Raw genomic sequence first — 25,805 nt, 5'->3', positions numbered from 1 at the left:
CGCGCCGCCAACCGCCAGCGCTCCGCCGCGTTGCCCCCCAGCAATGGAGGGCGGCGATGCTGGTCTATGGCGACAGGCAGCACACCGCCGACCCGCGCGCGCTGCATGCCGCGATCGCGGCACGGCTGGCGAGGGCCGCCACCCTGCCGCCGGGCCTCGAGCGCCATGCCGTCCTGGCCGCCGCGCTGATCGAGGCCGGCGAATTGGCCCAGGGCATCGCCGATGCCGACTACGCCGCGCGCGGGCTGGACGAGCTCTCCCTGGCGCAGGACTGGGCGATGGCGCTGCTGCTGGGCTGCGCCGGGGGCCTGCACCGGTCCTGGCACGATGGCGCCGTCGCCGTGCCGGAGGCCGGCCAGTGCCTTCTGCGGCTGCCGGAGCGCATCGACACCCGGCTCGCCGAGGGCTTCGCCTTCTACGCCCTTTATCCCGAGACCTATGCGCTGGCCGCGGAGGCCTCGGGCCTGCCCGCCGCCACGCGGGTGATCGGGCTGCGCAGCATCGGCGCGCCGCTCGCCGCCATGGTCGCGACGGGGCTCGGCAGCCGGAACCCGGCGACGCTGCGGCCGGCCGGGCATCCCTTCCGGCGGGAGATCGCGGTGGGGCCCGGCCTCGCCTCGAGTCTCACGCCCGGCGCGCCGGTGGCGGTGGTGGACGAGGGGCCGGGGCTTTCCGGCAGTTCCTTCGGCGCGGCGGCCGACTGGCTGGCCGCGCGCGGCCACCCGCGTGGTGCCATCGCGCTCTTCCCGAGCCATGCCTGGCCGCCCGGCCCGATGGCCAGCCCGGACCACCGCGCCCGCTGGGACGGCATGGCCCGCCACGTCTGCAGCTTCGAGGCCGCGGTGCTGCCGCGCCTGGCCGGCTGGGTCGCCGACCTCACCGGCGCCGCCGAGGCGCCGCCCGAGGATATCGGCGGCGGCGCCTGGCGGCGCGGCCCTGCCGAGGCCTGGCCGCCCGCGCACCCGATGCAGGAGCGGCGGAAGTACCTGCTCGCCGCAGGCGGCCGCACCTGGCTGCTGAAGTTCATCGGCCTCGGCGCCGAGGGCGAGCGGAAGGCGGACCGCGCGGCGCGGCTGGCCGCCGCCGGCTTCGCCCCGCCGGTGGCCGGCCTGCGGCACGGCTTCCTGGTGCAGCCCTGGCTGGAGGAGGCCCGGCCGCTCGACCCGGCGGCGATCCCCCGCGAGGTGCTGGCCGCGCAAGTCGCCGCCTATCTCCGCTTCCGCGCCCGCGCCTTTCCGGCCGGGCCCGGCCGCGGCGCCGGCCTGGACGCGCTGCACGCCATGGCCCGCCACAACGCGGCGGAAACACTGGGCGAGGCCGCCGCGGCCCGGCTCGACCGCTGGAGCCCCCGCGACCTCGCCAGGCTCGCCGCCCTCGCCCGGCCGGTCGAGACCGACAACCGCATGCAGACCTGGGAGTGGCTGGCGCTGCCGGACGGGCGGCTGCTGAAGGCGGATGCGGTGGACCACCATGCCGCGCACGACCTCATCGGCTGCCAGGACATCGCCTGGGACGTCGCCGGCGCGATGGTGGAGCTGGACCTCGACCCGGTGCTGCCGGTCGATCCGGACCTGCTTGGCCTGCTGCTGCCCTGCTACTGTGCGTTCCAGCTCGGCGCCTGGACCATGGCGCAGGAGGCCGCGCCCGATGCGGCGGAGGGCGCGCGGCTGCGCCGGACGGCGGGCCGCTATGCCGCGCGGCTGCGGGCGGCGCTCGGCGCGTGATCCTGCTGCGGCATGGCCAGAGCGCCTTCAACCTGCATTTCGGCGCGACGGGCCGGGATCCCGGCATCCCCGACGCGCCGCTCACCCCGCTCGGCCATGCCCAGGCCGAGGCCGCCGCGGCGGCGCTGGCCGGCGCGTCGATCCACCGCATCCTCAGCTCCCCCTATACCCGCGCCCTGCAGACCGCGGCGCCGATCGCCCGCCGGCTCGGCCTGCCGGTCACCGTCACGCCCGGCATCCGCGAACGGTACTCCGCCAGCTGCGACATCGGCATGCCGCGGCTGCAGCTCGCGCTGGCCTGGCCGGCGCTGGACTTCTCCGCCGTCGATGAGGTGTGGTGGCCGGCCATCGAGGAGCCGCACGGGCAGTTCGAGGCCCGGGTGGCGCTGTTCCGCGCCGAGGCCGCGGCATGGCCGGACCGGGACGGGATGCTCGTGGTCAGCCATTGGGGGTTCATCCGCGCCCTGACCGGCCGCGATGTCGGCAATGGCGAGTGGGTCCGGCTGCCGCCAGCGCCGGGCTGAGCCCCTACGCCGTTGCCGGAGGGTTGGTGGTTGCCGGAGTTCGGGCGCGGCCTGAATCGTCGAAGCTTCGGCTTGCCCCCGGGTGAGAGGACGGCACGGCACGGCACTGAGGACCCTTCCGGCCGCCGACGCGCTGGCCATCGCCGCTTCGCCCAGGGCGCCGCGCCGGCCCGGCCGAGTGCGGCCCAGGCGGCGCAGCAGGAGCGGGCGACGACCTGCAAACGCCGAGGCCGGCACCTGCCAACTGGCTGGCGACCTGCGGAAGGCGTTCATGAACGCCTGCCCCGCCGGCACCAGGCCGGCCGCGGCCCCAGCGGCGGCGCGGCGCTGAAGCGCCACAAATCACTCCTGCGCCGGGCCGAATTCCGCATCCCGGTGCACATGCACCGACAGCAGCAGCCCAAAGCCCAGCATCGTCGTCAGCATGGCCGAGCCGCCATGCGAGATCAGCGGCAGCGGCACGCCGCCCACCGGGATGCTGCCCGTCACCATGGCGATGTTGACGAAGACATAGAGGAAGACGTTGGTCCCGAGCCCGACCGCCAGCAGCCGGCCGAACTGGTGCCGGCAGCGGAAGGCGACGAGGTAGCAGAACAGCACCACGAGGCAGAGCAGCCCGAGCGTGCCGAGCGCGCCGACCAGGCCGAATTCCTCGGCAATCATGGTGAAGATGAAGTCGGTCTGCTTCTCCGGCAGGAAGTTCAGGTGGCCCTGCGTCCCCTGCAGGAAGCCCTTGCCCCAGATCCCGCCCGAGCCGAGGGCGATCTTCGACTGGATGATGTTGTAGCCGGCGCCGAGCGGGTCGCTTTCGGGGTCGAGGAAGGTGGTGATCCGCGCCTTCTGGTAATCGCGCAGGTGGTCGTAGGCGATCGGCGCGGCGGTGCCGACGGCGGCCAGGATCAGCGCGAATTTCCACAGGCGCACCCCGGCGGCGAAGAAGATGGCGCCGCCGATCATCGCGGTGATCAGCCCGGTGCCGAGGTTCGGCTGCTTCAGGATCAGCCCCACGGGGATCAGCACCATGATCGCCGGCGGGACCAGGAAGAACAGGTTGCCGACGCGCTCCCAGCTTGCCCGCCGGAACCAGGCGGCGAGGCCGAGCGCCAGCATGATCTTCATCAGCTCCGAGGGCTGCAGCTGCAGCGGGCCGATGTCGATCCAGCGCTGCGCCCCCTTGCCGACATTGCCGTGCAGCAGCACCAGCACCAGCAGCCCGACGCCGAGCGCGTAGCCGACCCAGGCCAGCCGCGCGACCACCCGGATATCGACGACCGCGATCGACAGCATCAATACCAGGCCGAAGCCGAAGCGCAGCGCATGCTTCGCCGCATAGGCCTCCGGCCCGTTGCCCGCGGAATAGAGCGCGACATAGCCGACCGCCGCCACCGCGCTCAGCAGCAGGACGAAGAGCCAGGGGATGCGCCAGAGCTTCTCCAGCAGCCCGTCGCCGCGGTCGCGGGTCAGCAGCCGCCGCTCGAAGCGGGCCGTGCCGCTCATCGCGACGCCTCCGGCCGGCCGGCCTGCGCCACCCGCGGGCCGGGCGCCACGGCGGGGACGGGCGGGGTGCGGAACCGGTTGAAGACCTCGATGAGCGCGTCGCGCGCCAGCGGCGCCGCGGCGCCCGAGCCGCTCATGCCGTGCTCGACCACCACGCTCACGGCATAGAGCGGGTTGTCATAGGGGGCGAAGGCGACGAAGAGCGCATGCGGCCGCCATTCGCGCGGCTGGTTCTCCGCCTTGAAGCCGCGCTCGCGCTGTTCCCGGCTGACGCGGCGGACCTGCACCGAGCCGGTCTTGCCGGCCATGACGCCGAGTCCGCCGGGCAACCGAGCGCCGAGCGCAGTGCCCCCGGGCTCGTTCACCACCGCCCACATGCCCTCCCGCATCAGCCGCAGGTCGCGCTCGGGGATGCCGAGGCTCGGCCAGTCCTCCGCCCGGCCGCCGCGCACCGGCCTCGCCCCGATGCTGCGCGTCAGGTGCGGCTGCACCGCCCGCCCGGTCGCCAGCCGCGCCGCCATGGTGGCGAGGCTGAGCGGCGTCAGCTGGTAGAAGCCCTGGCCGATGCCATGGACGATGGTGTCGCCGAGATTCCAGGGCTTGCCCTGCGCTTGCCGCCAGGCCCGCGTCGGCACCAGCCCCCGCTTGGTCCCCGGCAGCTCGATCTCGAGATCGACGCCCAATCCGAAGCGGTTGGCCATGGCGGCGATGCGGTCGATCCCGGCGCGCTTGGCGATCTCGTAGAAATAGACGTCGCAGGAATGCTTGATGGCGTTCCGCATGTCGAGGCCGCCATGCCCCTGCTTCCGCCAGCAATGGAAGCGGGTGTCGCCGAGGTCGAGATGGCCGGGGCAGAAGACCCGGTCGCCCGGCGTCACCACCTTCGCCTCCAGCCCGGCCAGCGCCACGATCATCTTGAAGGTCGAGCCCGGGGCATAGAGCCCGTTGGTCGCCTTGTTGATCAGCGGCGTCGCCCGGTTGCGGGTCCATTCCCGCCACTGCGCGGCGGAGACGCCGGCATTGAAGACGTCGGGGTCGAAGGAGGGCTGCGAGGCCATGGCCAGCACCTCGCCGCTTCTGGCATCCAGCACGACGATGCTGGTGCCCTCCTCGATCCTGCCGCGCAGCGCCTTCTGCAGCTCGGCATCGACCGAGACCTGCACGTCCTGGCCCGGCAGGCCCTCCCGCCGGTCGAGCTCGCGGATCACCCGGCCGACCGCGTTCACCTCGAGCTGCACCGCCCCGGCGCGGCCGCGCAGCGGCTGTTCGTGATGCTTCTCGATCCCGGCCCGGCCGACCCGGATGCCGGGGAGCTCGAGCAGCGGGTCGCCGTCCATGTCGCGCTCGGCCGGCGGGGCGACGTAGCCGACGACATGCGAGAGGTGCTCGCCTTCCGGATAGAGCCGGGTGGTGCCGACATCGATGACGATGCCGGGCAGGTCGGGCGCGTTCACCTCGATCCGCGCCATCTCCTCCCAGGCCAGGAAGTCGCGCACGGTGACCGGCACGAAGCGGCGCCGGCGGCGCACCTCGCGCTCGATCCGCGCGCGCTCGTGGTCCAGCAGGGGGACGATGCGGGAGAAGGTCTCGAGCGTGGCGCCGACATCCTGGGTCTGCTCGGCGACCAGCAGGGCGCGCCAGTTCAGCCGGTTGCCGGCGATGACCCGGCCGTTGCGGTCGAGCACCTGGCCGCGCGGCGGCGGCAGCAGCCGGGCGGAGAGCCGGTTCTCCTCCGCCAGCGTCCGGTAGCGCTCGCCTTCCTCGGACTGCAGCCGGTACAGCCGGCTGCCGAGGAAGCCGAACAGCGCCAGCTGGCCGATGCCGAGCGCCAGCGCGCGGCGGGTGAAGACGCCGCGGCGCTCCGCCTCCTCCCGCCGAACGCCCTTGCCGAGGCTGCTCATGGCGCCGCCTCCGCCCGCATCATGGTCTCGTGCACCCGGGTCAGCAGCCAGGCCAGCAGGGGATAGAGGCCGGCGGTCAGCAGGGCTTGCCAGGCGCCGGGCGGGACCGGCAGGACCTGCCAGGCCAGCAGCGCCTGCAGCGCGCCGCCCAGCGCCGCGGCGCCGGCGGTGAAGCCGCAGAAGGTCACCCAGACCAGCAGGAAGGACTGCTTCACCAGCAGGCGCCGCCAGCGCACCGCCAGCCCATGCACCACCAGCAGCACCAGCACCCCGGCGCCGAGCGGCGCCGCGGTGAGCAGGTCCTGCAGCAGCCCGAGGGCGAAGACCACCGGCGGCGGCAGCGCGGCGGGGCGGAAGACCGACCAGAAGAAGACGCAGGGCAGCGCCACCGCCGGCACCAGGCCGGGCACCCCGACCGGGACCGCGGCCAGCATCAGCAGCAGCGCGGTCAACCCGCCGGGCAGGACGGCACGCGCCAGCGCGTCGATCTGCCGCAGCAGGCCGTAGGCCGGGGCGGGCCGACCCTTCATGGCCGGCTACCGCTTCGCCCGCGGCTCGGGCCGCGCCACCGCCTCGGGCGGCAGGATCCCGCCCAGCCCGTAGTCGAAGAGCCGCAGCACATCCAGCCGGTCCAGCCGGGCAAAGAGCTCGATCTCGGCCGCGCCGGAGGCGGTCCAGCGCACCACGCCGACGGGCAGGCCGGCGGGGAAGGCATTCGCCTCGGCGCTGGTGACCACGCGGTCGCCCTCCTGCGGCCGGTTGCCGGCCGGCCAGTACTGCAGCCGCGGCCGGGCGCCGTTGGTGCCGACCATCATGGCCCTGGCCCGGCTGCCTTCCAGTGCCACCGGGATGCGGCTGTTGATGTCGGTCGCCAGCACGACGCGGGCGGAGCGCGCGCCGACCTCGGTCACCCGGCCCGCCAGGCCGCGCTCGTCGAGCGCCACCTGGCCCTTGCGGACGGCGTGGTTGGGCCCGGCGGCCAGCAGCACGGCGCGGGCATAGGTGCCGCCGCCGTCGGCGACGACCCGGGCGGTGGTGAAGCCGGGCGCCGCGTCCGGCAGGTAGGCGAGCTGGCGGCGCAGCATGGCGTTCTCCGCCTCCAGCGCCAGGGCCGCGGCCTGCCAGCGGTGCAGCCGGGCATTCTCCTCGCGCAGCCGGGCATTCTCGGCCCGCATGTCGAGCAGCGTCCCGGCCTCCCGCGCCGCGTCGCGTAGCGCGCCCACCGGCTCCCGCAGGGCGGCCCAGATCGGCGTCAGCGCATCGGCCAGGACCATGCGGGCGCGCTCCGCCAGCAGGGCATCCGCCTTGCCGAGGAGCATGGTGCCGAACGCCAGGGCGATCAGCAGCGGAAGGGACAGCCGCGACAGGGCCTGTCGCAGCGGGACGCTCAGTCGGATCACGCGGGCTCCGGGAACCTCAGCGGGCGGGCCTCACCTCACAGGTCATCAATACATGGAAGTCAGCACCTGGCGTAGCCGCTTCATCTCTTCGAGAGCGCGTCCTGTGCCGAGTGCCACGCAGGACAGCGCTTCCTCGGCCACCACCACGGGCAGGCCGGTCGCGGCGCGCAGCACCTCGTCCAGCCGGTGCAGCAGGGCGCCGCCGCCGGTCAGCACGATGCCCTTGTCGACGATGTCGGCGGCGAGCTCGGGCGGGGTGTTCTCGAGCGCGACCTTCACCGCCTCGACGATGGCGCTGACCGGCTCGGCCAGGCTCTCGGCGATCTGCCGCTGGCTGACCACCACCTCGCGCGGCACGCCGTGCATCAGGTCGCGGCCCTTCACCTCGATCACCGGCCCCTCCTCGCCGTCGTCCGGCACGGCCGCGGCGCCGACCGCCATCTTGATCCGCTCGGCGCTGCTCTCGCCGATCAGCAGATTGAACTGCCGCCGGATGTAGCTGATGATCGCCTCGTCCATCTTGTCGCCGCCCACCCGGACGCTGCGGGCATAGACGATGCCGCCGAGCGAGATGACCGCAACCTCGGTCGTGCCGCCGCCGATATCCACCACCATCGAGCCCGAGGGCTCGGTCACCGGCAGGCCCGCCCCGATCGCCGCCGCCATCGGCTCCTCGATCAGCAGCACCTTGCGGGCGCCCGCCGATTCGGCGCTTTCCTGGATGGCGCGGCGCTCCACCGCCGTGCTGCCGGAGGGCACGCAGACGATGATCATCGGCGAGGCGAAGCTGCGGCGGTTGTGCACCTTGCGGATGAAATGCTTGATCATCTCCTCCGCCACCTCGAAATCGGCGATCACGCCGTCCCGCAGCGGCCGGATGGCGGCGATGTTGCCCGGGGTGCGGCCGAGCATCTGCTTGGCTTCCTCGCCCACCGCCAGCACCTGCTTGCGGCCGCGATGGTCGGCGATGGCGACCACCGAAGGCTCGTTCAGCACGATGCCCCGACCCTTCACGTAGACCAGCGTGTTCGCGGTCCCGAGGTCGATGGCCATGTCGGCCGAGAGGAAGCCGAACAGGCGAGAGAACATGCGAAGGAAACCTTCTGGTCGGAGGTCGTGACCCGGGGCGCCGAATCCTCGGCTCCGGGGCGGCAGCGGAGGCGCGCCCCGGGCCCGCGTTCACGATCGCGGGGGGTCCGGCTGCGGCCGTGGCTTACCCGCCGGCCGCCCGGCGCTCAAGCTTTCTGTCCGCGTCTTCACCGAATCCGCCGCGAGCGCACGCCGGCGTGGCCGGTCGGCAGCGCAACCACAGCCCAGCGAGCGGCGTTTCCTTATCCCAACGACTCATGGAAGAAGGAGACGGCAGATGCGGAAAATCGTCCTCGGACTGGTGACCCTCGGCGCGCTCGGGCTCGGCGGCTGCGGCTATTCGACCGGCGACCGGGCGGTCTCCGGCGGCCTGCTCGGCGCCGGCGCCGGGGCGGGAATCGGCGCGCTGACCGGCGGCAGCGCCGGCACCGGCGCGCTGATCGGCGGCGCCGCGGGCGCGGCGGGCGGCGCGCTGACCAGCGGCCGGGACGTCAACCTCGGCCGGCCGGCCTGGCGCTGACCGCCTTGCGAGGGGACGCGGCCGCGGCGCGCCCCCTCGCCGTCCGCGTCAGTCCAGCAGCGAGGCCAAGGTGCTGAGCACCAGGTTGGCGACCGGCAGCGGCAGGCCGGAGCCGAAGCAGCGGATCGTCAACCCACAGGCCGCCCGGAGGGAGGCGCCCCGGGCAGCGACCGCCACGGGCCATGGCCCTGGATGCCGATCGAAGCCGCGGCGAGCACGGCGCTGGCCACCCACCAGGGGTTTCAGGGCCCCTCGTCGAGCTCGAAGACGATAAAGCGGACATGGACCGGGGAGGAGGTGCGCGGCACGGCGATGCCGGTCACCACGGCCCGGCGGTAGCCAACCGGCAGCGGCGCATCGCGCCACGGCTCGGCACCTATGCGCAAGGTGGTCCGGGTCCGGTGATGCGGCACGGCGGGAGTTGCCGCGCCGCCGGGCCAAACCCGCGACGGACTGGGCGACAGCGGCAATGCACCAACTCCCGGGCGGTCCGGCGCCGCTTCCGCTGGCCCGGTCAGCCGCGTGCCCCGCGCAGCAGCCGCCGCAGGCCGCCCTGCCCCGCCATGTCGCGCGCTCCCTCCGGCTGCCGCCGGTCCCGCCGCCGCCGCGCCGTCAGCTTCGCCCCGTCCGCCCCGCGCACCAGGCTCAGGGTCCGGTCGTGATAGACGTCGAGCCCCGGCCGGTGGCCGATCGAGACCAGCGCGGTGCCCTCCAGCTCCTCCCGGAACAGCCGCATCATGGTGTCCTGGTTCTCCTCGTCGAGCGCCGCCGTCGCCTCGTCGAGGAAGACCCAGCGGGGACGGTGCAGCAGCAGCCGGGCAAAGGCCAGCCGCTGCTGCTCGCCGAGCGAGAGGATGCGGTCCCACCGCTCGGTCTCCGCCAGCCGGGGAACCAGGTGTTTCAGCCCGCAACGTGTCAAAGCCGCCGCCTGCGCCTCGGCCGGGAAGCGGTCGGCCGGCTGCGGATAGGCAAGCGCGCCGGCGAGCGTCCCGAGCGGGAGGTAGGGCCGCTGCGGCATGAAGGACATCGCCTCGCGCGGCGGGATGCGGATCTCCCCGCCGCCCCAGGGCCAGAGGCCGGCGATGGCGCGGAACAGGGTGGATTTGCCGGTGCCGCTCTCGCCCACGATCAGCACGCGCTCGCCGGCGGCGATCTCGGCATTGGCCTCGGCGATCAGGCTGCTGCCGTCGGATTGCGCGATCTGCAGGTCGCGGAAGGCCAGCACCTCCCGCCCGTCGGGCTCGGCGCCCTCCTCGATGCGGATGCCCTCCCCGGCCTCGGTCAGCAGCTCGGCCTCCAGCGTGTCCTCCAGCTCCGCCACCCGCTCGACATGGCTGCGCCAGTCGGCGATGCGGGGGAAATTGTCGACGAACCAGTTGAGGCTGGTGGTCACCTGGCCGAAGGCGGAGGAGATCTGCATCAGCACGCCGAGCGTGATGGCGCCGGAGAAGTAGCGCGGGCTGGCGACCAGCACGGGGAAGACAGTCAGCAGCATGCCATAGGCGCTGGTCAGCCACATCAGCCGCCGCTCGCTCAGCATCAGGTCGCGCATGACGTCGGCGACGTGCAGGAAGGCCTGGCGCAGGCCGCGCTCCTCGTCGGCCTCGCCGCGGATCAGCGCCACGCCCTCGCCGCTCTCGCGGATCCGCACCAGGGCGAAGCGGTGGTCGCTCTCGGCCTCGTTGCGGCGGACATTGGCCTGGACCATGGGCCGGCCGATGCGCCAGGTCAGGAAGCTGCCGATCCCGGCATAAAGCAGCGCGGCGAAGACCATGTAGCCGGGGATGTCGAACTCGGTGCCGCCAAGCGCGACATGCAGCGGCCCCGACAGGGTCCAGAGGATGCCGACGAAGGAGACGAGCATCAGCGCCGAGGTGATCAGCCCGATCGCCAGCTCCACCGCCATGGCCGTCGCCCAGCGGGTATTCTCGCTGATCCGCTGGTCCGGGTTGTCCGCGGCGCCGTCGAGGAAGCCGAGCTGGTAATGCCGCCCGCCCTCCAGCCAGCGGTGCTGCAGCCGGAAGACCAGCCATTCCCGCCAGTGCAGCTGCAGCAGCTGCCGGACATAGAGCTGGAACACGGCCGTTGCCATGCTGGCGAGCGTCAGCCCGACGAAGAGCCCCATCTGGCCGAAGAAGGCGGGGCGGTCGCGCTGCTCGAGCGCGTTGAAGAAATCCCGGTTCCAGACGTTGAAGCGGACCTGGATGCCGATCTGCAGCAGGGTCAGCGCCAGCAGGCCGGCGGCCAGCAGCCGGGCCTTCCGCTTCTCCTCCCCGTTGAAATATTGCCCGGCCAGGCGGCGGACGCGGCGCGCGAAGCTGTCGGGGGGCGGCAGGGATTCGGAGTCAGGCATCGGTCGGGCAGCCATCGGCAAGCCTCAGCGCGGCAGCGGCTTGAGCGCGCCCGGCGCCTCGCCGAGCGCGCTGGCCAGCAGGGCGCGGCCGGCCTCGCCTTCGCTGCCGATGCCCTCGGCCGCCAGCTTCGCGCCGGCCTTCAACAGGTCCTTGGCACCCTCGGCGGCGCCCTGCGGGACGAGGACAACCGTGCCGTCCTCCAGCACCGCCCCAGCGACCTCCCCCTGGGGCGTGTAGTAGGGCTGCTTCACCGTGCCGGCGACGGCGAGGTGCGCCGCATGCTCCAGCGGCTGGCGGCCGCCGAGCCGCCAGTAGAAGCGGTCGAGCACGGTCGGCGCGGCATCGGCGCTGGGCGCGAAGGCCAGCATGGTGATCACGGGCGCGCTGCGGGCGCGGATGCCCCAGGCGACCAGCGGCTTGCCGGGCGGCGCCGCCTGCCTGACCGCGTCGGCGATGTCGGGCGGGAAGACGATCTGCGGCCCTTCGCGGAAGATCAGCGCATCGGTCTCGCCGCGCGGGTTGGGCAGGTAGCGCTCCACCGTGCCGGTGAAGGAGGGCAGCTGGGTCGGGTCGAACCAGAACTCCCCCTTGCCCGGCGAGGCCACGACCTGCCCGAGGGCGGCAGCGGGTGCGAGCGCCGCGGTGGCGAGAAGCGCTGCGCGGCGCCGCATGACGCCTGCCTCAGGCCCCGCGCACCACGCCGAAGATCAGCGAGACCAGGAACAGTACGAGGAAGATCGCGAAAAGGATCTTGGCGATGCCCGCCGAGGCCGAGGCGATGCCGCCGAAGCCGAACAGGCCCGCCACCAGCGCGACGACAAGAAAGATGAGGGTCCAGTAGAGCATGCGCGTCCTCCGTTACGTGAGTAGCCGGAGAACGCTGCCCTATCGCGGCGGTTGCCGATGCTCAACGAACCGGCAGAAACAACGATGTGCAGTGGCGCCGGTCCGCCTTCGCATGCGCCCTCAGACGGGGCGCACGCCGCGGGTCACGGCCTGAAAGGTCGCCACCGCCAAAGTCGTCGGATCGAAGGGCTTGGTGATGACGAAGGCGGGTTCCACCGCCTCCCCGGTCAGCAGCCTTTCGGGATAGGCGGTGACGAAGATCACCGGCGCGGTCAGGTGCTTGAGGATGCGCGCCACCGCGCTGGCGCCGTCGCCCCCGGCGCCGAGGTTGATGTCGGCCAGCACCAGGCCGGGCCGCTCGGCCTCGGCGAGCGCGACCGCTTCCGCCTCGGTCGCGGCGATGCCCACGACGCTGTGGCCGCAGCGCTCGACCAGTTCCTGGATGTCGAGCGCGATGATCGGCTCGTCCTCGATGATCAGCACGCGGGTGGCGACGCCGGTCCGCAGGCTGTCGCGGGCCAGCCGCAATTCCAGCTCGGCCGCGGCCGGCAGGATGCGGCAGGCGGCGGCCGCGGCGGTCAGCGGCTGTTCCTCCAGCGCCGTCAGCAGCAGCAGCATCCGCTGCAGCAGCGACATCTCGGTGAGGTCGGCCTCCGGCGGCACCTCGGCCCCGCGCACGCGGTCGCCGATCGCGCCATAGAGCGCGACCCGCGCGCCGGGATCGGCGGCCAGGCTTTCCGGCGGATTGGCGAGCACCTGCTTCAGCGCCTCCGCCACCACCTCGTCGCCTTGCGACTGGCTGCCGGTCAGCGCGCGCGCATAGCGCCGCGCATAGGGAAGCGCTCGGATCAGCGCACCGCGGTCCATTGCACTCATTGCAGTCAGGCCTCGACCGCTCTTCGGGTTGTCATCGTTGGCACAAGCCCGACGTCCTCGCTGGGATTGGATGAGGTTGATATTGACCGTCCGGTGACCGAACAAGCCACGGATACGGGACTGCGGACCGCGCTCGCGGGATTGTTGCCCGAACTGCGCGCATTCGCACGATTCCTCTGCGGATCGCGCAGCGAAGCCGACGACCTGGTGCAGGAGGCGCTGGCCCGCAGCCTGCGGAGCCTCGACCAGCGGGCCGAGCCGGTCGAGGACCTGCGCGCCTGGTGCCTGGCGACCGTGCGCAACATCTTTCACGAACAGCTGCGGGTCAGGAAACGGGAAGCGGCGCGGCTGCGCGACGCGGTGCCGGAGGATGCCACCCCGCCGCTGCAGGAAACCCCGGGGCAGGTGCGCGACCTGGCGCGGGCGATCGCCGCCCTGCCGCCGCTGCTGCGGGAAGCGGTGATCCTGGTCGGCCCACAGGGGATGTCGCATGCCGAAGCCGCGGCGATCTGCGGCGTGCCGGTCGGCACGATGAAGGCGCGGGTGTCGCGGGCGCGAACCCAGCTCGCGGCCGCTCTCGGTCGTGTGACAGCGTAACGGAACCGCGATGCAACCCCGGCCCGCCGGCGATCACTGGTCATCAGAGATCGCAAGGGGACGCACCATGGACGGCATGACCAATACCGCACCGGAAGCTCAGGACGGGCAGCCGGTCGCGACCAAGCCGCAGCGGGGCGGGCGCGCCAGTGCCGAGTTCCACAAGCAGCTCGTCGCGCTGCTGCCGAAGCTGCGGGTGCAGGCGCTGGCGCTGACCCGCAACCGTGCCGCGGCCGAGGACCTGGTGCAGGACGCGGTGGCGAATGCGCTGGCAGCGCAGGAGAGCTTCACCCCCGGCACCAACTTCGCCGCCTGGATGCACCGCATCCTCCGGAATCGCTTCATTTCAACTCTGCGCAAGCAGCGCGAGACCACGGACATCGAGGATCTGCCGATGTCGGCCTTCGCGGTCAGCGGCGCGCATGACGACCGGATGGTGCTGAAGGAGCTCAGCCGGGCGCTCGGGCGGCTGCCGAGCGACCAGCGCGAGGCGCTCTTCATGGTTGTTCTGCAAGGACTTTCCTACGAGGAAGTGGCGCAGGCCACGGGCTGCGCGGTGGGCACCGCGAAGAGCCGCGTCTTCCGTGCCCGGCGCCAGCTGCAGACCTGGCTGGCCGGCGAGGAGCGGTCCGAGCGGCAGCTGCCGCGGTCGGAGCGTTCCGATGTCGTGGGCATTGGCGAATACCGCGCCGGGGTCTAGGGTGCGATGACGCGGAGTGGTGTGGCGGTCTTGGAACGGCCCGCCACCAGTCCGTCCTTCCTGGCAGCGGCGATGGGCAAGACGGACCAGAAGAAACCCGGCGATCCGGCAAAGCCCGGCACGGAACAGGAGGACGGGGCGGTGGACAGCGCCTTCGACCTGTGGCTGCGCCGCGGGTTGCACCAGCTATATGACACAGTCGCGAGCGAACCGATCCCGGAAGCCCTGCTCCGGATGATCGAGGAAGATCGCGCGGCGAAGGAAGACTGAGGCGGCGGCACCGGGCGACCCGGTGCCGCGCGCTTGGCGTCAGGCCGTGAGCGCGGCCTGGAATTCCGGCGGCATGGTCCGCTCGCGCTTCGCCAGCAGCTTGTTCAGCGCATGCACATAGGCCCGCGCCGCGGCGACAATGGTATCGGTGTCGCTGCCCTGGCCATCCACCAGCTTGCCGTTCTCCTCCAGCCGCACGGTGACGCGCGCCTGCGCGTCGGTGCCGCCGGTCACGCTCTGCACCGCGAACAGCTTTAGCGCGACGTCGTGCGGGAAGGCCTGGCGTATCGCGATGAAGGTCGCGTCCACCGCGCCATCGCCGGTCGCCATGCCGTCGCGCCGCTCGCCGTCCACCTCGAGGGCCAGCGTCGCCATCGGCCGGACGCCGAGGCCGGTGGCGACGGTCAGGCCGACCAGCTTGACCCGGTCGTTGCCGCGGACGACCTCGTCATCGACCAGCGCCGCCACATCCTCGTCGTAGACCACCTTCTTGCGGTCGGCGATGTCCTTGAAGCGGCGGAAGGCGTCGTTCAGGGCATTGTCGCCGATCTCCCCATAGCCCAGCGCCTTCAGCTTGTCGCGGAAGGCGGCCCGGCCGCTGTGCTTGCCGAGCACGAGGGAGTTGGTGGTCCAGCCGACGCTCTCCGGCGTCATGATCTCGTAGGTCGAGGCGTCCTTCAGCACGCCGTCCTGGTGGATGCCCGATTCATGCGCGAAGGCGTTGCGGCCGACGACGGCCTTGTTCGGCTGCACGTCGAAGCCGGTGATGGTCGCCAGCAGCTTCGAGGTCCGCAGGATGCGCGGGGTCTGGATGTTGTTCCTGAAGGGCAGCGCGTCGCGCCTGGTGCGCAGCGCCATCGCCACTTCCTCGAGGCTGGCATTGCCGGCACGCTCGCCGATGCCGTTGATGGTGCTCTCGATCTGCCGGACGCCGGCCTGGATGGCGGCCAGCGTATTGGCCACCGCCATGCCGAGGTCGTTGTGGTTGTGCGCGGAAAGGACGACCTTCTCGATCCCCGGGACCCGGTTGCGCAGGTCGCGGAAGATCCGCGCCATGTCCTCCGGCATCGAGTAGCCGACGGTGTCGGGGATGTTGATGGTGGTGGCGCCGGCCTTGATCGCCGCCTCGACGCAGCGGCAGAGGAAGTCGGGGTCGGAGCGGCTGCCGTCCTCGGCCGACCACTCGACGTCGTCGGAATGCTGCCGTCCCAGGGTGACGCTCGAGGTCGTCAGGTCCAGCACCTCCTCCGGCGTCAGCCGCAGCTTGACCCGCATGTGCAGCTCGGAGGTCGCCAAGACGATGTGGATGCGCTTGCGTGCCGCCGGCTTCAGGGCCTCCGCGCTGCGCAGGATGTCGGCCGGGTTGGCGCGGCCCAGGCTGGCGATGACCGGGCCGTCCTTGGCGAATTTCCGTGCGATCGACTGCACGCTCTCGAAGTCGCCGGGGGAGGCGATGGCGAAGCCGGCCTCGATCACGTCGACGCCGAGTTCGGCCAGTTCCTCGGCCATGCGGAGCTTCTCCTCGAGGTTCATCGAGAAGCCGGGCGACTGTTCGCCGTCCCGCAGGGTGGTGTCGAAGAAGATGATGCGGTCGTCGTCCAGCGTGCCGAAGCTGGGATGATTGATGGCCATCTGGGGCGTTCCTTGGTCGTCGTCTCGTTCAGCCGCGCGGGGGCGCACGGAGGCGCCCCAGGATCCCCTGAGCGATAACCGGCAGTCAGCCGGTCGTCACGCCCAGGGGCGGCTAAGTCGAAGGAGAAGGAGGCCGAGGAGCGCGCGCGCGGGACCGCCGACGGGGATACCGCGGGTCAGGCCGGCAGGGGATGCGCTGCGCTGCATGGGCGGGCAACCTAGGCGGGCGGAACCACGGCGTCCAGTGCGGAAGTGGCCGGAGCCGCGCCGGCCCGGTCCCGGCGCTGCGTCAGCCCTCGCCTTACGAAGGGGGGCGAGGCCCGCGGATGGCGGGCGGGCTGGCGGCAGGATGGTTGCGCGCCCCCTCCCCTTCCCCTATAGCCCTCCGCTTCCCGCGGCCGGTCGGTATCGGCTGCGCCCCAGTTCATGAGCGCGCCATGAAGCCCGACATCCATCCCGAGTACCACGAGATCAACATCATCATGACCGACGGGACCGCCTACAAGACGCGGTCCTGCATGGGCAAGGAAGGCGACACGCTGCGGCTCGACATCGACCCGAAGTCGCACCCGGCCTGGACCGGCATTCAGCGCGTGATGGACACCGGCGGCCAGGTCGCCAAGTTCAACAAGCGCTTCGCCGGCATCGGCACGCGCACGAAGTAAGCTGCCCCCGGCCGCGGCCGGGTTTGTCGAATTCGACAGCGCCGCCCCCTTGACCGGGGGGCGGCGCTTGCCAATTTCAGCCTTGTCACGGGGCGCCCTGCTGGGGCTCCGGGCGTGGTTCCTTCCCTTCGCGGTGCCCTGTCGGGGCCGTTCGGGTCAGGGGCCGCAGGCATCAACAGACCTTGCTTGCCAAGGAGGTTCTGGCTGTGAACACCCTCGATTTCTCTCCCCTCTTCCGTACCGCCATCGGCTTCGACCGGCTGGCACGTCAGCTCGAATCCGCCCGCAGCGTGGGCGAGGCGCAGAGCTACCCCCCCTACAACATCGAGAAGACCGGTGAGGACAGCTACGTCCTGACCATGGCCGTCGCCGGCTTCGGCCCTGGCGACATCGACGTGGTGGCGCGGGAAAACGTGCTGACCGTCGCGGGCCGCGCGCCGCAGGCGCCGGAAGGCCGCAGCTACCTGCATCGCGGCATCGCCGGGCGCGCCTTCGAGCGCCGCTTCGTCCTCGCCGACCACATTGTGGTCGAGGGCGCCAACCTGGAGAACGGGCTGCTCGAGCTGGCCCTGAAGCGTGTGGTGCCGGAGGCGCTGAAGCCGCGGCAGATCCCGGTGCAGGCCGGCCGGCCGCAGCCGCAGATCACCGTGAACGAGCAGGCGGACCAGGCCCAGGCCGCCTGAGCGGGCTGGACGGGTTCCGGACGAGGGCCGGCGGGGCAACCCGCCGGCCTTTTTCATGCGCGCTTTACCCGACAGGTAATGGAATCCGCGCGTCGGCCCCGGCAGGCTGGGGCACATGGACGGATATCAGAACAGCCAAGCCGACTGCAGCCATGGCGCCGGCCCCCTGCTGGCCCGCGCCCGCCGTGCCCGGCGGCTGAGCCAGCTGGACCTGGCGCTCGAGACCGGCATCTCCACCAGGCACCTCAGCTTTGTCGAGACCGGCCGGTCCCGTCCCAGTCCCGGCCTGGTGCTGCGGCTCTGCGAGGTGCTCGGCGTGCCGCCGCGGGAGGCCGACGGGGTGCTGCTCGCCGCCGGCCATGCGCCGGCGCATCGCGAGACGCCGCTCGAGGCCCCTGCGATGGCCGAGGTGCTGGCGGCGCTGCGGCTGATCCTGGCGCGGCACGACCCCTTGCCGGCGGTTGCCTTCGACGCGTCCTGGGACATCGTCATGGTCAACCAAGCCTATGCCGGGGCGCTGGATGCCTGCCTCGCCGCCGGGGCGGAGCCGGCGGTGGGCGCCGGCCCGGTGGCCCGCCTCGCCCTGCTTCCGGCGCCGCGGCCGAACCTGCTGCGGCTGCTCTGCCACCCCCAGGGCGCCCGCCGCTTCATCGGCAATTGGCCGGAGGTGGCGCGGGCGCTGCTCGACCGGGTGCAGCGGGAGGCGCGGCTGCCGAGCGCCGACCCGGCGCGGCGCCCGCCGATCGAGGAGGCGCTGGCGCAGCCCGGCGTCGCGGCGCTCATGCGGTCCCGTCCGCCGGGCCTGGCGGCGCCCCTCGTCGTGCCGGTCGAGATGCCGGGCCCGACCCGGTACCTGACCACGATCGCCACCCTCGGCACCGCCCAGGACCTGACCCTGCGCGAGCTGAGGATCGAGACCTACCATCCCGCCTGATGCGGAGGCCCGCCCCCGGCTGCGCTTGAGCTGTTCCCGTGGTCTATTCCCGGGCCTTGCGGAAGAACGCATCCGCCGCGCCCCGGTGCGCCTCCTTCCTGGCGATCGCCGCTTCCGCCCGGCCGATCTCCGCCTGGAGCCTGGCGATGTAGTTCTTCAGTTCCTCGACGTCGCAGCCATCGAGGACTGGCGGCACGAAGCCGTTCACCAGGCCTCGCGCGCGGCGTGGCGGATCGTCCTCCATCATTCCATTCTCCTTTGCCTTCCGGGCTTTGACCCTGCGGGGGGGCGCCTCTATATGCCAGCCATTGCCGTGTCGGGGATGCCCGGCCCTCCCCGGCGCCGCCCAGAAGGTTCCGCTTCCATGACCCAGCCCCTGATGCCGAAGGCCACCGCCGTGTGGCTGATCGAGAAGACCTCGCTGACCTTCGAGCAGGTGGCGGATTTCGTCGGCATGCACCCGCTCGAGGTCCAGGCGATCGCCGACGGCGAGGTGGCGCAGGGCATCATCGGCTACGACCCGGTGCTGAACGGCCAGCTGACGCGGGAGGAAATCGCCCGCTGCGAAGCCGATTCCTCCGCCCGGCTGCAGATCTCGGCCAACTCCCTGCCGATCCCGAAGCCGCGCGGCAAGGGCGCCAAGTATACCCCCGTCTCCAAGCGGAACGACCGGCCGGATGCCATCGCCTGGGTGCTGCGGCACTACCCGCATCTGACCGATGTCGCGGTGGGCAAGCTGCTCGGCACCACCAAGGAGACGATCGCCAAGGTCCGCGACAAGACCCACTGGAACAGCCCGAACATCAAGCCGCGCGACCCGGTGATCCTCGGCCTCTGCAGCCAGGGCGACCTGAATGCCGCCGTCGCCGCGGCTGGCGAGCGGCCGCCCGGCGCGCCGTTGCCGTCGATGGATGCGGAAGAGAGCATGGCCTGACGCAAGCTGCCTGCAGCGGCGATGGGCCGCCGCGCCAGTCGGGGCACGGCGGCCTTTCCGGCAGTTCTTAATTCTGGCGGCGCAGCTTCTCGATTTCCTCCTTGAGCCGCAGCTTCTCCCGTTTCAGCCGGTTGAGCTCCGTCTCGTCGGGTCTGGGCCGTCCGTCCTCCTCGCCGATCTGCCGGTCAAGCACCGCATGCCGCTCCTCAAGGGACCGGATCCTCGGCGAAGTGTTCATTCGGCATCTCCCTGCGTCTGTGAGGCGCGGTGGCCTGGCACGGCGACCCAGTCAGGACACGGCCGTGCTGTGCGCCCGCGCCCGGCCATGGTAAGGGCGGCGGGGGGGCAAATGCACCCTCCTTTCACGTCACGACCTCCACTGGCCGAGCGCATGCCCTGATGCTGGATGACCGCGACTCCCTGCTGCGCCGCCTGCATGAGATGCGAAGCGAGCATCGTGACCTGGATACGGTCATCGCCAGGCTGTCGGACAGCCTGACCGACCAGCTCCAGGTCCAGCGGCTGAAGAAGCGCAAGCTGAAGCTGAAGGACGAGATCACCTGGCTGGAAAGCCGGCTGCTGCCCGACATCATCGCCTGAGACCCGCCATGACCGCCGAGGATCCGATGCCGCTGGTCGGCATCATCATGGGCAGCCGCTCCGACTGGGAGACGATGCGCCATGCCGCCGAGACGTTGGAGAAGCTCGGCGTCCCGCACGAGACCCGGGTTGTCTCCGCCCACCGCACCCCGGGCCGGCTGGTCGCCTATGCCGAGGGCGCGCGCGGCCGAGGCCTCAAGGTCATCGTCGCCGGGGCCGGCGGCGCGGCGCACCTGCCGGGCATGGCGGCGGCGATGACGCCGCTGCCGGTGCTCGGCGTGCCGGTCGAAAGCCACGCGCTGAAGGGCATGGACAGCCTGCTCTCGATCGCCCAGATGCCGGGCGGCGTCCCGGTCGGCACCTTGGCCATCGGCCGCGCCGGCGCGATCAACGCGGCGCTGCTGGCCGCCGCCATCCTGGCGCTGTCGGACCCGGCGCTGGCGGGGCGGCTGGATGCCTGGCGCGCGGCGCAAACCGCCGGCGTCCCCGAGGCGCCCTTCGAGCCCGCCCCGTGACCGACGCCTTCGCCGGCCGCTTCCCGCTGCCGCCCGGCGCGACCATTGGCATCCTCGGCGGCGGCCAGCTCGGCCGGATGTCGGCGCTGGCGGCGGCGCGGCTCGGCTACCGCTGCCACGTCTTCTCGCCGGAACAGGACGGGCCGGGCATGCAGGTCGCCGCCGCGGCGACCGTCGCCCCGTACGAGGACGCCGAGGCGCTGGCGGAATTCGCCGACGCGGTCGATGTCGTCACCTTCGAGTTCGAGAATGTCCCGGCCGAAACCCTGGCGGCGATCGAGCCGCTGGTGCCCTGCCGTCCCGGCGTCGAGGTGCTGCGGATCTGCCAGGACCGGCTGCGGGAGAAGGACTTCCTGACCCGCGCCGGCGTCCCGGTGGCGCCCTGGCGCGCCGTCCATACCGAGTCGGACCTGGCCGAGGCGATCGCCGCGATCGGCCTGCCGGCGGTGCTGAAGACCACCCGCATGGGCTATGACGGCCGCGGCCAGGCGGTGCTGCGTGACCCCGCGGATGCCGCGCCGGCCTTCGCCCGGCTCGCCCCGAAGCCGCTGATCCTGGAAACCTTCGTGCCCTTCGCCGCCGAGCTCTCGGCGATCGCGGCGCGCGGCGCGGATGGCGCGGCGGCGGTCTACGACGCGGTCGAGAACCGCCACCGGGACCACATCCTCGACCTCAGCTTCGCCCCGGCCCGGCTGCCCGCCGCCATTGCCGTGGCGGCGCGGGCGCATGCGGCCGCGGTGGCGGCGGCGCTGGACCTGGTGGGCGTGCTGGCGCTCGAGCTCTTCCTGCTGCCGGACGGGTCGCTGCTGGGCAACGAGATCGCGCCGCGGCCGCACAATTCCGGCCACTGGACGATGGATGCCTGCGCCGCCAGCCAGTTCGAGCAGCATGTCCGGGCGGTGGCGGGCCTGCCGCTGGCGGCGCCGGACCGGCACCACGACGTCGTCATGCTGAACCTGGTCGGGCCGGAGGGCATGGCGCGCTGGCCCGCCTTGCTGCGGCAATCCGGCGTCGTGCCTCACCTTTATGGCAAGGCGGAAGCCCGGCCGGGGCGGAAGCTGGGCCATGCCAACCGCCTGTTGCCGCTCGGCAGCCTGGCGGCGATGGCCGATGAGGCAGCCCTCAACGGGCTGTGACGGAAATGCCATGCGGCACTGTGGCCGTTGGGCAACATTATCGCTTTTCTGGTTCGTAACGCCTGCCAATGCGCGTCATGCGATGGTAGGGTCTTTCCACGCACCGATGGAGTCGTGCCCTGGGCAGGTCTGGCGGCGCGAAAGCTTTGCCTATTCGGATCGAGGAGAGACGAGGATGACCCTCAAGAAGGCCCTTCTGGCCGCGACGGTTCTGGCGCTGCCGGTGGCCGCGCAGGCGCAGCCCGTGTCGGGCCTTTATGTCGGCGCTGGCGCCGGCGTGAACTTCATGCAGGAGAGCAAGTTCAACGCTCTCGGCTATGGCGCGAAGATCGAGACCAAGCCCGGCTGGGCCGCGGTCGGTTCGCTCGGCTGGGGCTTCGGCAACGGCCTGCGCGCCGAGGTCGAGGGCAACTACCGCACCAACGACGTCGACAAGAGCAAGGTCAGCGGCGGCGGTACCGTCGGCGGTCGTGGCGCCCTCGCCAACTACGGCGTTATGGCGAACGTCCTCTATGACATCCAGACCGGCACGCCCTTTACGCCGTATGTCGGCGTCGGCGCCGGCTATGGCTGGCTCGAGACCGACAAGTACCGCGCCAGCTCCACCGTGCTGAACGCCTCTGCGACCTCGGACGACACCGCGGGCGCCTTCGCCTACCAGGCCATCGCCGGCGTCGGCTACAACCTCGGTGCGGGCGTGACCCTGACCACCGAGTACCGCTTCTACGGCACGGTCGACCCGAAGATCGACGGTGAGGTTCGCTCGGGCGCCGGCCCGACCGGCACCGTGCTGCGCGCCGGTGAGGTCAAGTCGGGCAACTACAACCACTCCGTCCTGGTCGGCCTGCGCTACGCCTTCAACGCGCCGGCTCCCGCTGCCGCCGCGGTGGTCGCGCCGGTCGCCGCCCCGGCCCTGGCCCGCACCTACCTCGTCTTCTTCGACTGGGACAAGTACAACCTGACCGAGCGCGCCCGCCAGATCATCGCCGAGGCCGCCGGCGCCGCCCGCACCACGAAGACGACCCGCATCGAAGTGGCCGGCCATGCCGACCGCTCCGGCACCCCGGCCTACAACCAGCGCCTGTCGCAGCGCCGCGCCGACGCGGTCGCCGCCGAGCTGGTCCGCCAGGGCATCGCGCGGAACGAGATCGCGGTCAGCGCCTTCGGCGAGACCCGCCCGCTGGTCCCGACCGCGGACGGCGTGCGCGAGCCGCAGAACCGCCGCGTCGAGATCGTCCTGAAGTAATCGGGCCGGCCGCATCGGGCTTGTCGGGAAGGGGCGCCGCGAGGCGCCCCTTTCTGCATAGAGGCCTCGGCGACTCCGCAGCGGCACCAACCGCCGGGGCAATCTCGCGGCATCAGATTTCCATTTCTGCTCAAATCAACCCCAAGCATCGCTCCGGACACCGTCGCCCGGGATGTGATGATTTTGCCATGCCTATGTGTGTCTTATCCGCCACATTGATGCGGAAATGGTCCATACGGTCTGCCATTGCCGGGCAGGCGATGATAGGTCTCTCCCCACACCGTCGTGTTGGCATGCAATATACTTTCGACGGCGTGACAGTTGGTCGATGAACGATCGAGGAGAGACGAGGATGACCCTCAGGAAGGCCGCCCTGGCCGCGACGATCCTGTCGCTGCCCCTGGCCGCACAGGCACAGCCCGTCACGGGGCTCTATGTGGGCGCCGGGGTCGGCGCGAATTTCCGTCTGGATGCGGACGGCGACTATTCGCGCTCGCTCGTCGCCACGCCCGGTCGGGTGACGAACACCGCGACCGGCAGGGCGCAGGTGAGCACCGATCCCAACATCATGGGCCTCTTCTCGCTCGGTTGGGGCTTCGGCAACGGCCTGCGCGCCGAGATCGAGGGCAACTACCGCACCAACCAGGTCGACAGCGCCACCATCCCGGGCCGCCCGCGGAGCAGCAGCAGCCCCTGGCTGAACACCTACGGCGCGATGGTCAACGTGCTGTACGATTTCCGCATGGGCTGGCCGGTGGTGCCCTATATCGGCGCCGGCGTCGGCTACGGCTGGAACGAGATCGAGAAGGGCGCCAGCTTCGGCTTCCCCTCGACCCAGACCAAGGGCGAGTTCGCCTATCAGGGTATCCTCGGCGTCGCCTATGAGCTGGGCTCGATGGTGCCGGGCCTCGCCCTCACCCTCGAGGGCCGCTACTACGCGACGCTCGACCCGAGCTTCAAGGATGCCAGCCGCGTCTCGCCGACGGTGTCGCAGCAGAGCTACTGGAAGCCGAAGAACGAGAACGTCTCGGCGCTGATCGGCCTGCGCTACGCGCTCTATACCCCGGCCCCGCCGCCGGCCCCGGTGGTCGCGCCGGTCGCCGCCCCGGCCCTGGCCCGCACCTACCTCGTCTTCTTCGACTGGGACAAGTACAACCTGACCGAGCGCGCCCGCCAGATCATCGGCGAGGCTGCCGGTGCCTCGCGCAAGGTGCAGACCACGCGGATCGAGGTGGCCGGCCACGCCGACCGTTCGGGCACCCCGGCCTACAACCAGCGCCTGTCGCAGCGCCGCGCCGATGCGGTCGCCGCCGAGCTGGTCCGCCAGGGCATCGCGCGGAACGAGATCGCGGTCAGCGCCTTCGGCGAGACCCGCCCGCTGGTCCCGACCGCGGACGGCGTGCGCGAGCCGCAGAACCGCCGCGTCGAGATCGTCCTGAAGTAATCGGGCCGGCCGCATCGGGCTTGTCGGGAAGGGGCGCCGCGAGGCGCCCCTTTCTGCGTTCAAGGGCCGTGGCGCGCGCGCCATACACGGCTGTGGTCCTTCCGCCACATCCCGCTGCCATGCACCGCCTGGCGCGAACCCAGGCCAGCGCTTGAACATTCTCCATCCTGCACGCGGCCCCGCGGGGGAACCGTTCTTCGGTTGCAGGGCCGCGGCATCTCAGTGGGACGGAGCAGGAATGAGCAGTTTTCGACGGGCGCTGCTGGCAGCGACCATTCTTTCGGCAGCGGCCGGGCCTTGGGGGGGCCTTGCAGGGGCCGAGGCCCGGGCCCAGCCGGTCACCGGCCTCTACATCGCCGGCGGCGGCGGCTGGAACCAGGTGCAGGACGCCGACATCGCGCTGCGCCGCGGTGGCTACCAGCTGCAATCCAGCATCGACAATGCCGGCACCGCCCGGTTCGATGCCGGCTTCGCCGGCCTCGCCTCGCTCGGCTGGGGCTTCGGCAACGGCATAAGGGCGGAAGTCGAGGGCAACTACAGGGAGAACGACGTCAACGCGATCGGCGGCTTCGACCTCTCGCCCTTCATCGGCATCCAGGGCAAGCAGCGTAGCTACGGCGCCATGGGCAATGTCTTCTACGACATCGACCTGGCCCGCTACGGCATCGCCGGCAGCCCGGTGACACCCTATCTCGGCCTCGGCGCCGGCTATGTCTGGACCGAGTGGCAGGGCGTCCGCGCCGCCAGCGTGCCGAGCTTCAGCCGCCTCAGCCTGACCGCCAATGATTCGGACGGGCAGTTCGCCTACCAGGCCATCGCCGGCATGGCCTTCCCGCTCGGGCAATTCGGCCTGCGCGGGCTGTCGGTCACGGCGGAATACCGCTTCCTCGGCACCGTGACGCCGAAGATCCAGACCGAGTTGCGCCGGCCCGACAACAGCGTGGCCGACCGCGGCAAGGTGGAGCCCGACAACTACAACCACGCGGTCCTGGTCGGGCTGCGCTACGCGCTGTTCCAGCCGCCGCCGGCGCCGGCCCCGATGGTGGCGCCGGCGGTCGAGGCTCCGGCCCCGGCGCGCACCTTCCTGGTCTTCTTCGACTGGGACCGCGCCGACCTGACCGGGCGGGCCCGCCAGATCATCGGCGAGGCGGCGCAGAATGCCCGCCGCGCCGCGGTGACGCGGATCGAGGTGGCGGGCCATGCCGACCGCTCCGGCACCCCGGCCTACAACCAGCGCCTGTCGCAGCGTCGCGCCGATGCGGTGGCGGGGGAACTGGTGGCCCGCGGCATCGCCCGCAGCGATATCGCGGTCAGCGCCTATGGCGAAAGCCGGCCCCTGGTGCCGACCGCCGACGGGGTGCGGGAGCCGCAGAACCGCCGGGTCGAGATCGTCCTGCGCTGAAGCGCCGCGGCGCCGGCGGCGCCTGACCATGCTGCGAAGGGGCGCCGCGAGGCGCCCCTTCCGATTCGGCGTCTTGTCGCGCCCCTGCACCCAGCGCCGGCGCCCTGCCCGCTGTTCCGCCATGGAAACCCGTCCGGCAGCCCTTCCGGCCAAACTGCAGGCACCGGCATCACGGAAGCGGGAGCCATGTTGTAAGTATCATGCCTGACATTGGCTTCGTCGTCCGGTGCCTCACACCACCGATACTGGATTGCGATACTTGGTTACACTGTACTTACAGTCAAAATATGGCGTGTCTATTTGGCAACAGGGTCCG

General features: G+C 71.8%; 31 protein-coding genes. 17 read left to right on the top strand and 14 right to left on the bottom strand.

Annotated elements, in window-relative coordinates; all coding sequences use genetic code 11:
• The first annotated feature begins 56 nt into the window (after positions 1–56).
• The 3 genes from E2C06_RS10635 (at position 57) to E2C06_RS40755 (ending at position 2,579) form a co-directional block, all read left to right on the top strand.
• Positions 57–1,724 carry a hypothetical protein gene (locus E2C06_RS10635; protein ID WP_133288585.1) on the top strand — a complete coding sequence of 556 codons (1,668 nt, stop codon included), beginning with the start codon at positions 57–59 and terminating at the stop codon, positions 1,722–1,724.
• On the top strand, positions 1,721–2,248 hold the full coding sequence (locus E2C06_RS10630; RefSeq protein ID WP_133288584.1) for a histidine phosphatase family protein: 528 nt from the start codon (positions 1,721–1,723) through the stop codon (positions 2,246–2,248). The genes E2C06_RS10635 and E2C06_RS10630 overlap by 4 nt, the downstream gene beginning before the upstream one ends.
• Positions 2,249–2,330: 82 nt before the next feature.
• Entirely contained in the window at positions 2,331–2,579 is a 249-nt protein-coding gene (locus E2C06_RS40755) for a PsiF family protein (protein ID WP_133288583.1), read from the top strand.
• Between the two features lie 11 nt (positions 2,580–2,590).
• On the opposite strand, the gene rodA is transcribed toward E2C06_RS40755, so the two are convergent.
• From rodA to E2C06_RS10600, 5 genes are read right to left on the bottom strand one after another with little or no spacing between them, the layout of a single operon-like run.
• Positions 2,591–3,745: a rod shape-determining protein RodA gene (gene rodA, locus E2C06_RS10620; RefSeq protein WP_133288582.1), complete on the bottom strand. Its 1,155-nt coding sequence runs from the start codon at positions 3,743–3,745 to the stop codon at positions 2,591–2,593.
• The gene (gene mrdA / locus E2C06_RS10615; protein WP_133288581.1) at positions 3,742–5,646 is read right to left on the bottom strand and encodes a penicillin-binding protein 2; all 1,905 of its coding nucleotides are present in this window, start codon (positions 5,644–5,646) and stop codon (positions 3,742–3,744) included. Before mrdA ends, rodA begins: the two co-directional genes overlap by 4 nt.
• The gene (gene mreD / locus E2C06_RS10610; protein WP_133288580.1) at positions 5,643–6,176 is read right to left on the bottom strand and encodes a rod shape-determining protein MreD; all 534 of its coding nucleotides are present in this window, start codon (positions 6,174–6,176) and stop codon (positions 5,643–5,645) included. Before mreD ends, mrdA begins: the two co-directional genes overlap by 4 nt.
• Positions 6,177–6,182: 6 nt before the next feature.
• A complete protein-coding gene (gene mreC, locus E2C06_RS10605; protein WP_133288579.1) occupies positions 6,183–7,046 on the bottom strand; it encodes a rod shape-determining protein MreC in 864 nt (287 codons plus the stop codon).
• A 45-nt stretch (positions 7,047–7,091) separates the two neighbouring features.
• Positions 7,092–8,135: a rod shape-determining protein gene (locus tag E2C06_RS10600; protein ID WP_133288578.1), complete on the bottom strand. Its 1,044-nt coding sequence runs from the start codon at positions 8,133–8,135 to the stop codon at positions 7,092–7,094.
• Between the two features lie 277 nt (positions 8,136–8,412).
• Here E2C06_RS10600 and E2C06_RS10595 point away from each other — a divergent pair, with 277 nt between their 5' ends.
• Positions 8,413–8,655: a YMGG-like glycine zipper-containing protein gene (locus E2C06_RS10595; RefSeq protein WP_133288577.1), complete on the top strand. Its 243-nt coding sequence runs from the start codon at positions 8,413–8,415 to the stop codon at positions 8,653–8,655.
• Between the two features lie 48 nt (positions 8,656–8,703).
• Here the strand turns inward: E2C06_RS10595 and E2C06_RS40250 are convergent, their stop codons facing one another.
• The 6 genes from E2C06_RS40250 to E2C06_RS10575 form a co-directional block, all read right to left on the bottom strand.
• Positions 8,704–8,832 (bottom strand): hypothetical protein, encoded by a 129-nt coding sequence (locus E2C06_RS40250; RefSeq protein ID WP_277751809.1) that lies wholly within the window; start codon positions 8,830–8,832, stop codon positions 8,704–8,706.
• A 65-nt stretch (positions 8,833–8,897) separates the two neighbouring features.
• Positions 8,898–9,041 (bottom strand): hypothetical protein, encoded by a 144-nt coding sequence (locus tag E2C06_RS37505; protein WP_165982319.1) that lies wholly within the window; start codon positions 9,039–9,041, stop codon positions 8,898–8,900.
• 128 nt (positions 9,042–9,169) lie between these two features.
• A complete protein-coding gene (locus tag E2C06_RS10590; RefSeq protein WP_165982318.1) occupies positions 9,170–11,008 on the bottom strand; it encodes an ABC transporter ATP-binding protein/permease in 1,839 nt (612 codons plus the stop codon).
• Positions 11,009–11,032: 24 nt separating this feature from the next.
• Complete coding sequence (locus E2C06_RS10585) at positions 11,033–11,680, bottom strand: hypothetical protein (protein ID WP_133288575.1); 648 nt, start codon at positions 11,678–11,680, stop codon at positions 11,033–11,035.
• A gap of 10 nt (positions 11,681–11,690) precedes the next feature.
• Positions 11,691–11,855 (bottom strand): DUF1328 domain-containing protein, encoded by a 165-nt coding sequence (locus E2C06_RS10580; RefSeq protein ID WP_133288574.1) that lies wholly within the window; start codon positions 11,853–11,855, stop codon positions 11,691–11,693.
• A 120-nt stretch (positions 11,856–11,975) separates the two neighbouring features.
• On the bottom strand, positions 11,976–12,731 hold the full coding sequence (locus tag E2C06_RS10575) for a PhyR family response regulator anti-anti-sigma factor (protein WP_133288573.1): 756 nt from the start codon (positions 12,729–12,731) through the stop codon (positions 11,976–11,978).
• Between the two features lie 93 nt (positions 12,732–12,824).
• Here E2C06_RS10575 and E2C06_RS10570 point away from each other — a divergent pair, with 93 nt between their 5' ends.
• The 3 genes from E2C06_RS10570 to E2C06_RS10560 all read left to right on the top strand — a co-directional run bounded on the left by E2C06_RS10570 (position 12,825) and on the right by E2C06_RS10560 (position 14,298).
• Positions 12,825–13,328: a sigma-70 family RNA polymerase sigma factor gene (locus E2C06_RS10570; protein WP_133288572.1), complete on the top strand. Its 504-nt coding sequence runs from the start codon at positions 12,825–12,827 to the stop codon at positions 13,326–13,328.
• A 67-nt stretch (positions 13,329–13,395) separates the two neighbouring features.
• A complete protein-coding gene (locus tag E2C06_RS10565; protein WP_241671208.1) occupies positions 13,396–14,028 on the top strand; it encodes a sigma-70 family RNA polymerase sigma factor in 633 nt (210 codons plus the stop codon).
• Between the two features lie 72 nt (positions 14,029–14,100).
• Complete coding sequence (locus E2C06_RS10560; RefSeq protein ID WP_133288571.1) at positions 14,101–14,298, top strand: hypothetical protein; 198 nt, start codon at positions 14,101–14,103, stop codon at positions 14,296–14,298.
• Between the two features lie 39 nt (positions 14,299–14,337).
• Here E2C06_RS10560 and E2C06_RS10555 read toward each other — a convergent pair whose 3' ends face one another.
• A complete protein-coding gene (locus tag E2C06_RS10555) occupies positions 14,338–15,930 on the bottom strand; it encodes a 2-isopropylmalate synthase (protein WP_133288570.1) in 1,593 nt (530 codons plus the stop codon).
• Between the two features lie 437 nt (positions 15,931–16,367).
• On the opposite strand from E2C06_RS10555, the gene rpmE reads away from it, so the two are divergent.
• From rpmE to E2C06_RS10540, 3 genes are all read left to right on the top strand, one after another.
• A complete protein-coding gene (gene rpmE / locus E2C06_RS10550) occupies positions 16,368–16,595 on the top strand; it encodes a 50S ribosomal protein L31 (protein ID WP_133288569.1) in 228 nt (75 codons plus the stop codon).
• Between the two features lie 206 nt (positions 16,596–16,801).
• A complete protein-coding gene (locus tag E2C06_RS10545) occupies positions 16,802–17,278 on the top strand; it encodes an Hsp20 family protein (protein WP_133288568.1) in 477 nt (158 codons plus the stop codon).
• Positions 17,279–17,393: 115 nt separating this feature from the next.
• Positions 17,394–18,212, top strand: a complete 819-nt coding sequence (locus tag E2C06_RS10540) for a helix-turn-helix transcriptional regulator (protein WP_133288567.1) — start codon at positions 17,394–17,396, stop codon at positions 18,210–18,212.
• A 43-nt stretch (positions 18,213–18,255) separates the two neighbouring features.
• On the opposite strand, the gene E2C06_RS10535 is transcribed toward E2C06_RS10540, so the two are convergent.
• Entirely contained in the window at positions 18,256–18,459 is a 204-nt protein-coding gene (locus E2C06_RS10535; protein ID WP_133288566.1) for a DUF1192 domain-containing protein, read from the bottom strand.
• Positions 18,460–18,576: 117 nt separating this feature from the next.
• Here E2C06_RS10535 and E2C06_RS10530 point away from each other — a divergent pair, with 117 nt between their 5' ends.
• Positions 18,577–19,146: a DUF1013 domain-containing protein gene (locus tag E2C06_RS10530; protein WP_133288565.1), complete on the top strand. Its 570-nt coding sequence runs from the start codon at positions 18,577–18,579 to the stop codon at positions 19,144–19,146.
• A gap of 67 nt (positions 19,147–19,213) precedes the next feature.
• On the opposite strand, the gene E2C06_RS10525 is transcribed toward E2C06_RS10530, so the two are convergent.
• Complete coding sequence (locus E2C06_RS10525; RefSeq protein WP_133288564.1) at positions 19,214–19,384, bottom strand: YdcH family protein; 171 nt, start codon at positions 19,382–19,384, stop codon at positions 19,214–19,216.
• 161 nt (positions 19,385–19,545) lie between these two features.
• On the opposite strand from E2C06_RS10525, the gene E2C06_RS10520 reads away from it, so the two are divergent.
• The 6 genes from E2C06_RS10520 to E2C06_RS10495 all read left to right on the top strand — a co-directional run bounded on the left by E2C06_RS10520 (position 19,546) and on the right by E2C06_RS10495 (position 25,489).
• On the top strand, positions 19,546–19,746 hold the full coding sequence (locus E2C06_RS10520; protein ID WP_133288563.1) for a YdcH family protein: 201 nt from the start codon (positions 19,546–19,548) through the stop codon (positions 19,744–19,746).
• 8 nt (positions 19,747–19,754) lie between these two features.
• Positions 19,755–20,261: a 5-(carboxyamino)imidazole ribonucleotide mutase gene (gene purE, locus E2C06_RS10515; protein ID WP_206664506.1), complete on the top strand. Its 507-nt coding sequence runs from the start codon at positions 19,755–19,757 to the stop codon at positions 20,259–20,261.
• Positions 20,258–21,397, top strand: a complete 1,140-nt coding sequence (locus tag E2C06_RS10510) for a 5-(carboxyamino)imidazole ribonucleotide synthase (RefSeq protein ID WP_133288562.1) — start codon at positions 20,258–20,260, stop codon at positions 21,395–21,397. The genes purE and E2C06_RS10510 overlap by 4 nt, the downstream gene beginning before the upstream one ends.
• A gap of 175 nt (positions 21,398–21,572) precedes the next feature.
• Positions 21,573–22,643 carry an OmpA family protein gene (locus E2C06_RS10505; RefSeq protein ID WP_133288561.1) on the top strand — a complete coding sequence of 357 codons (1,071 nt, stop codon included), beginning with the start codon at positions 21,573–21,575 and terminating at the stop codon, positions 22,641–22,643.
• A gap of 352 nt (positions 22,644–22,995) precedes the next feature.
• Entirely contained in the window at positions 22,996–24,087 is a 1,092-nt protein-coding gene (locus tag E2C06_RS10500) for an OmpA family protein (RefSeq protein WP_133288560.1), read from the top strand.
• Between the two features lie 238 nt (positions 24,088–24,325).
• Complete coding sequence (locus E2C06_RS10495; protein ID WP_133288559.1) at positions 24,326–25,489, top strand: OmpA family protein; 1,164 nt, start codon at positions 24,326–24,328, stop codon at positions 25,487–25,489.
• Positions 25,490–25,805 lie beyond the last annotated feature (316 nt).

This window comes from Dankookia rubra, assembly GCF_004355005.1.
In the GTDB taxonomy this organism is placed as follows: Bacteria; Pseudomonadota; Alphaproteobacteria; order Acetobacterales; family Acetobacteraceae; genus Paracraurococcus; species Paracraurococcus ruber_A.
Note: the sequence above shows the minus strand (reverse complement) of the source record. Positions and strands in the feature narration are given on the sequence as shown.

Coding starts and splice junctions, on each gene's coding strand:
- E2C06_RS10600 (WP_133288578.1), bottom strand. CDS start 8,135: ATGTTCTCTCGCCTGTTCGGCTTCCTCTCGGCCGACATGGCCATCGAC.
- E2C06_RS10590 (WP_165982318.1), bottom strand. CDS start 11,008: ATGCCTGACTCCGAATCCCTGCCGCCCCCCGACAGCTTCGCGCGCCGC.
- E2C06_RS10525 (WP_133288564.1), bottom strand. CDS start 19,384: ATGAACACTTCGCCGAGGATCCGGTCCCTTGAGGAGCGGCATGCGGTG.
- E2C06_RS10540 (WP_133288567.1), top strand. CDS start 17,394: ATGGACGGATATCAGAACAGCCAAGCCGACTGCAGCCATGGCGCCGGC.
- E2C06_RS10565 (WP_241671208.1), top strand. CDS start 13,396: ATGGACGGCATGACCAATACCGCACCGGAAGCTCAGGACGGGCAGCCG.
- E2C06_RS10575 (WP_133288573.1), bottom strand. CDS start 12,731: ATGAGTGCAATGGACCGCGGTGCGCTGATCCGAGCGCTTCCCTATGCG.
- E2C06_RS10560 (WP_133288571.1), top strand. CDS start 14,101: ATGGGCAAGACGGACCAGAAGAAACCCGGCGATCCGGCAAAGCCCGGC.
- E2C06_RS10580 (WP_133288574.1), bottom strand. CDS start 11,855: ATGCTCTACTGGACCCTCATCTTTCTTGTCGTCGCGCTGGTGGCGGGC.
- E2C06_RS10585 (WP_133288575.1), bottom strand. CDS start 11,680: ATGCGGCGCCGCGCAGCGCTTCTCGCCACCGCGGCGCTCGCACCCGCT.
- E2C06_RS10505 (WP_133288561.1), top strand. CDS start 21,573: ATGACCCTCAAGAAGGCCCTTCTGGCCGCGACGGTTCTGGCGCTGCCG.
- rpmE (WP_133288569.1), top strand. CDS start 16,368: ATGAAGCCCGACATCCATCCCGAGTACCACGAGATCAACATCATCATG.
- mrdA (WP_133288581.1), bottom strand. CDS start 5,646: ATGAGCAGCCTCGGCAAGGGCGTTCGGCGGGAGGAGGCGGAGCGCCGC.
- E2C06_RS10495 (WP_133288559.1), top strand. CDS start 24,326: ATGAGCAGTTTTCGACGGGCGCTGCTGGCAGCGACCATTCTTTCGGCA.
- E2C06_RS10595 (WP_133288577.1), top strand. CDS start 8,413: ATGCGGAAAATCGTCCTCGGACTGGTGACCCTCGGCGCGCTCGGGCTC.
- E2C06_RS10635 (WP_133288585.1), top strand. CDS start 57: ATGCTGGTCTATGGCGACAGGCAGCACACCGCCGACCCGCGCGCGCTG.
- purE (WP_206664506.1), top strand. CDS start 19,755: ATGACCGCCGAGGATCCGATGCCGCTGGTCGGCATCATCATGGGCAGC.
- E2C06_RS10535 (WP_133288566.1), bottom strand. CDS start 18,459: ATGATGGAGGACGATCCGCCACGCCGCGCGCGAGGCCTGGTGAACGGC.
- E2C06_RS10530 (WP_133288565.1), top strand. CDS start 18,577: ATGACCCAGCCCCTGATGCCGAAGGCCACCGCCGTGTGGCTGATCGAG.
- rodA (WP_133288582.1), bottom strand. CDS start 3,745: ATGAGCGGCACGGCCCGCTTCGAGCGGCGGCTGCTGACCCGCGACCGC.
- E2C06_RS10500 (WP_133288560.1), top strand. CDS start 22,996: ATGACCCTCAGGAAGGCCGCCCTGGCCGCGACGATCCTGTCGCTGCCC.
- mreD (WP_133288580.1), bottom strand. CDS start 6,176: ATGAAGGGTCGGCCCGCCCCGGCCTACGGCCTGCTGCGGCAGATCGAC.
- E2C06_RS10555 (WP_133288570.1), bottom strand. CDS start 15,930: ATGGCCATCAATCATCCCAGCTTCGGCACGCTGGACGACGACCGCATC.
- E2C06_RS10520 (WP_133288563.1), top strand. CDS start 19,546: ATGCTGGATGACCGCGACTCCCTGCTGCGCCGCCTGCATGAGATGCGA.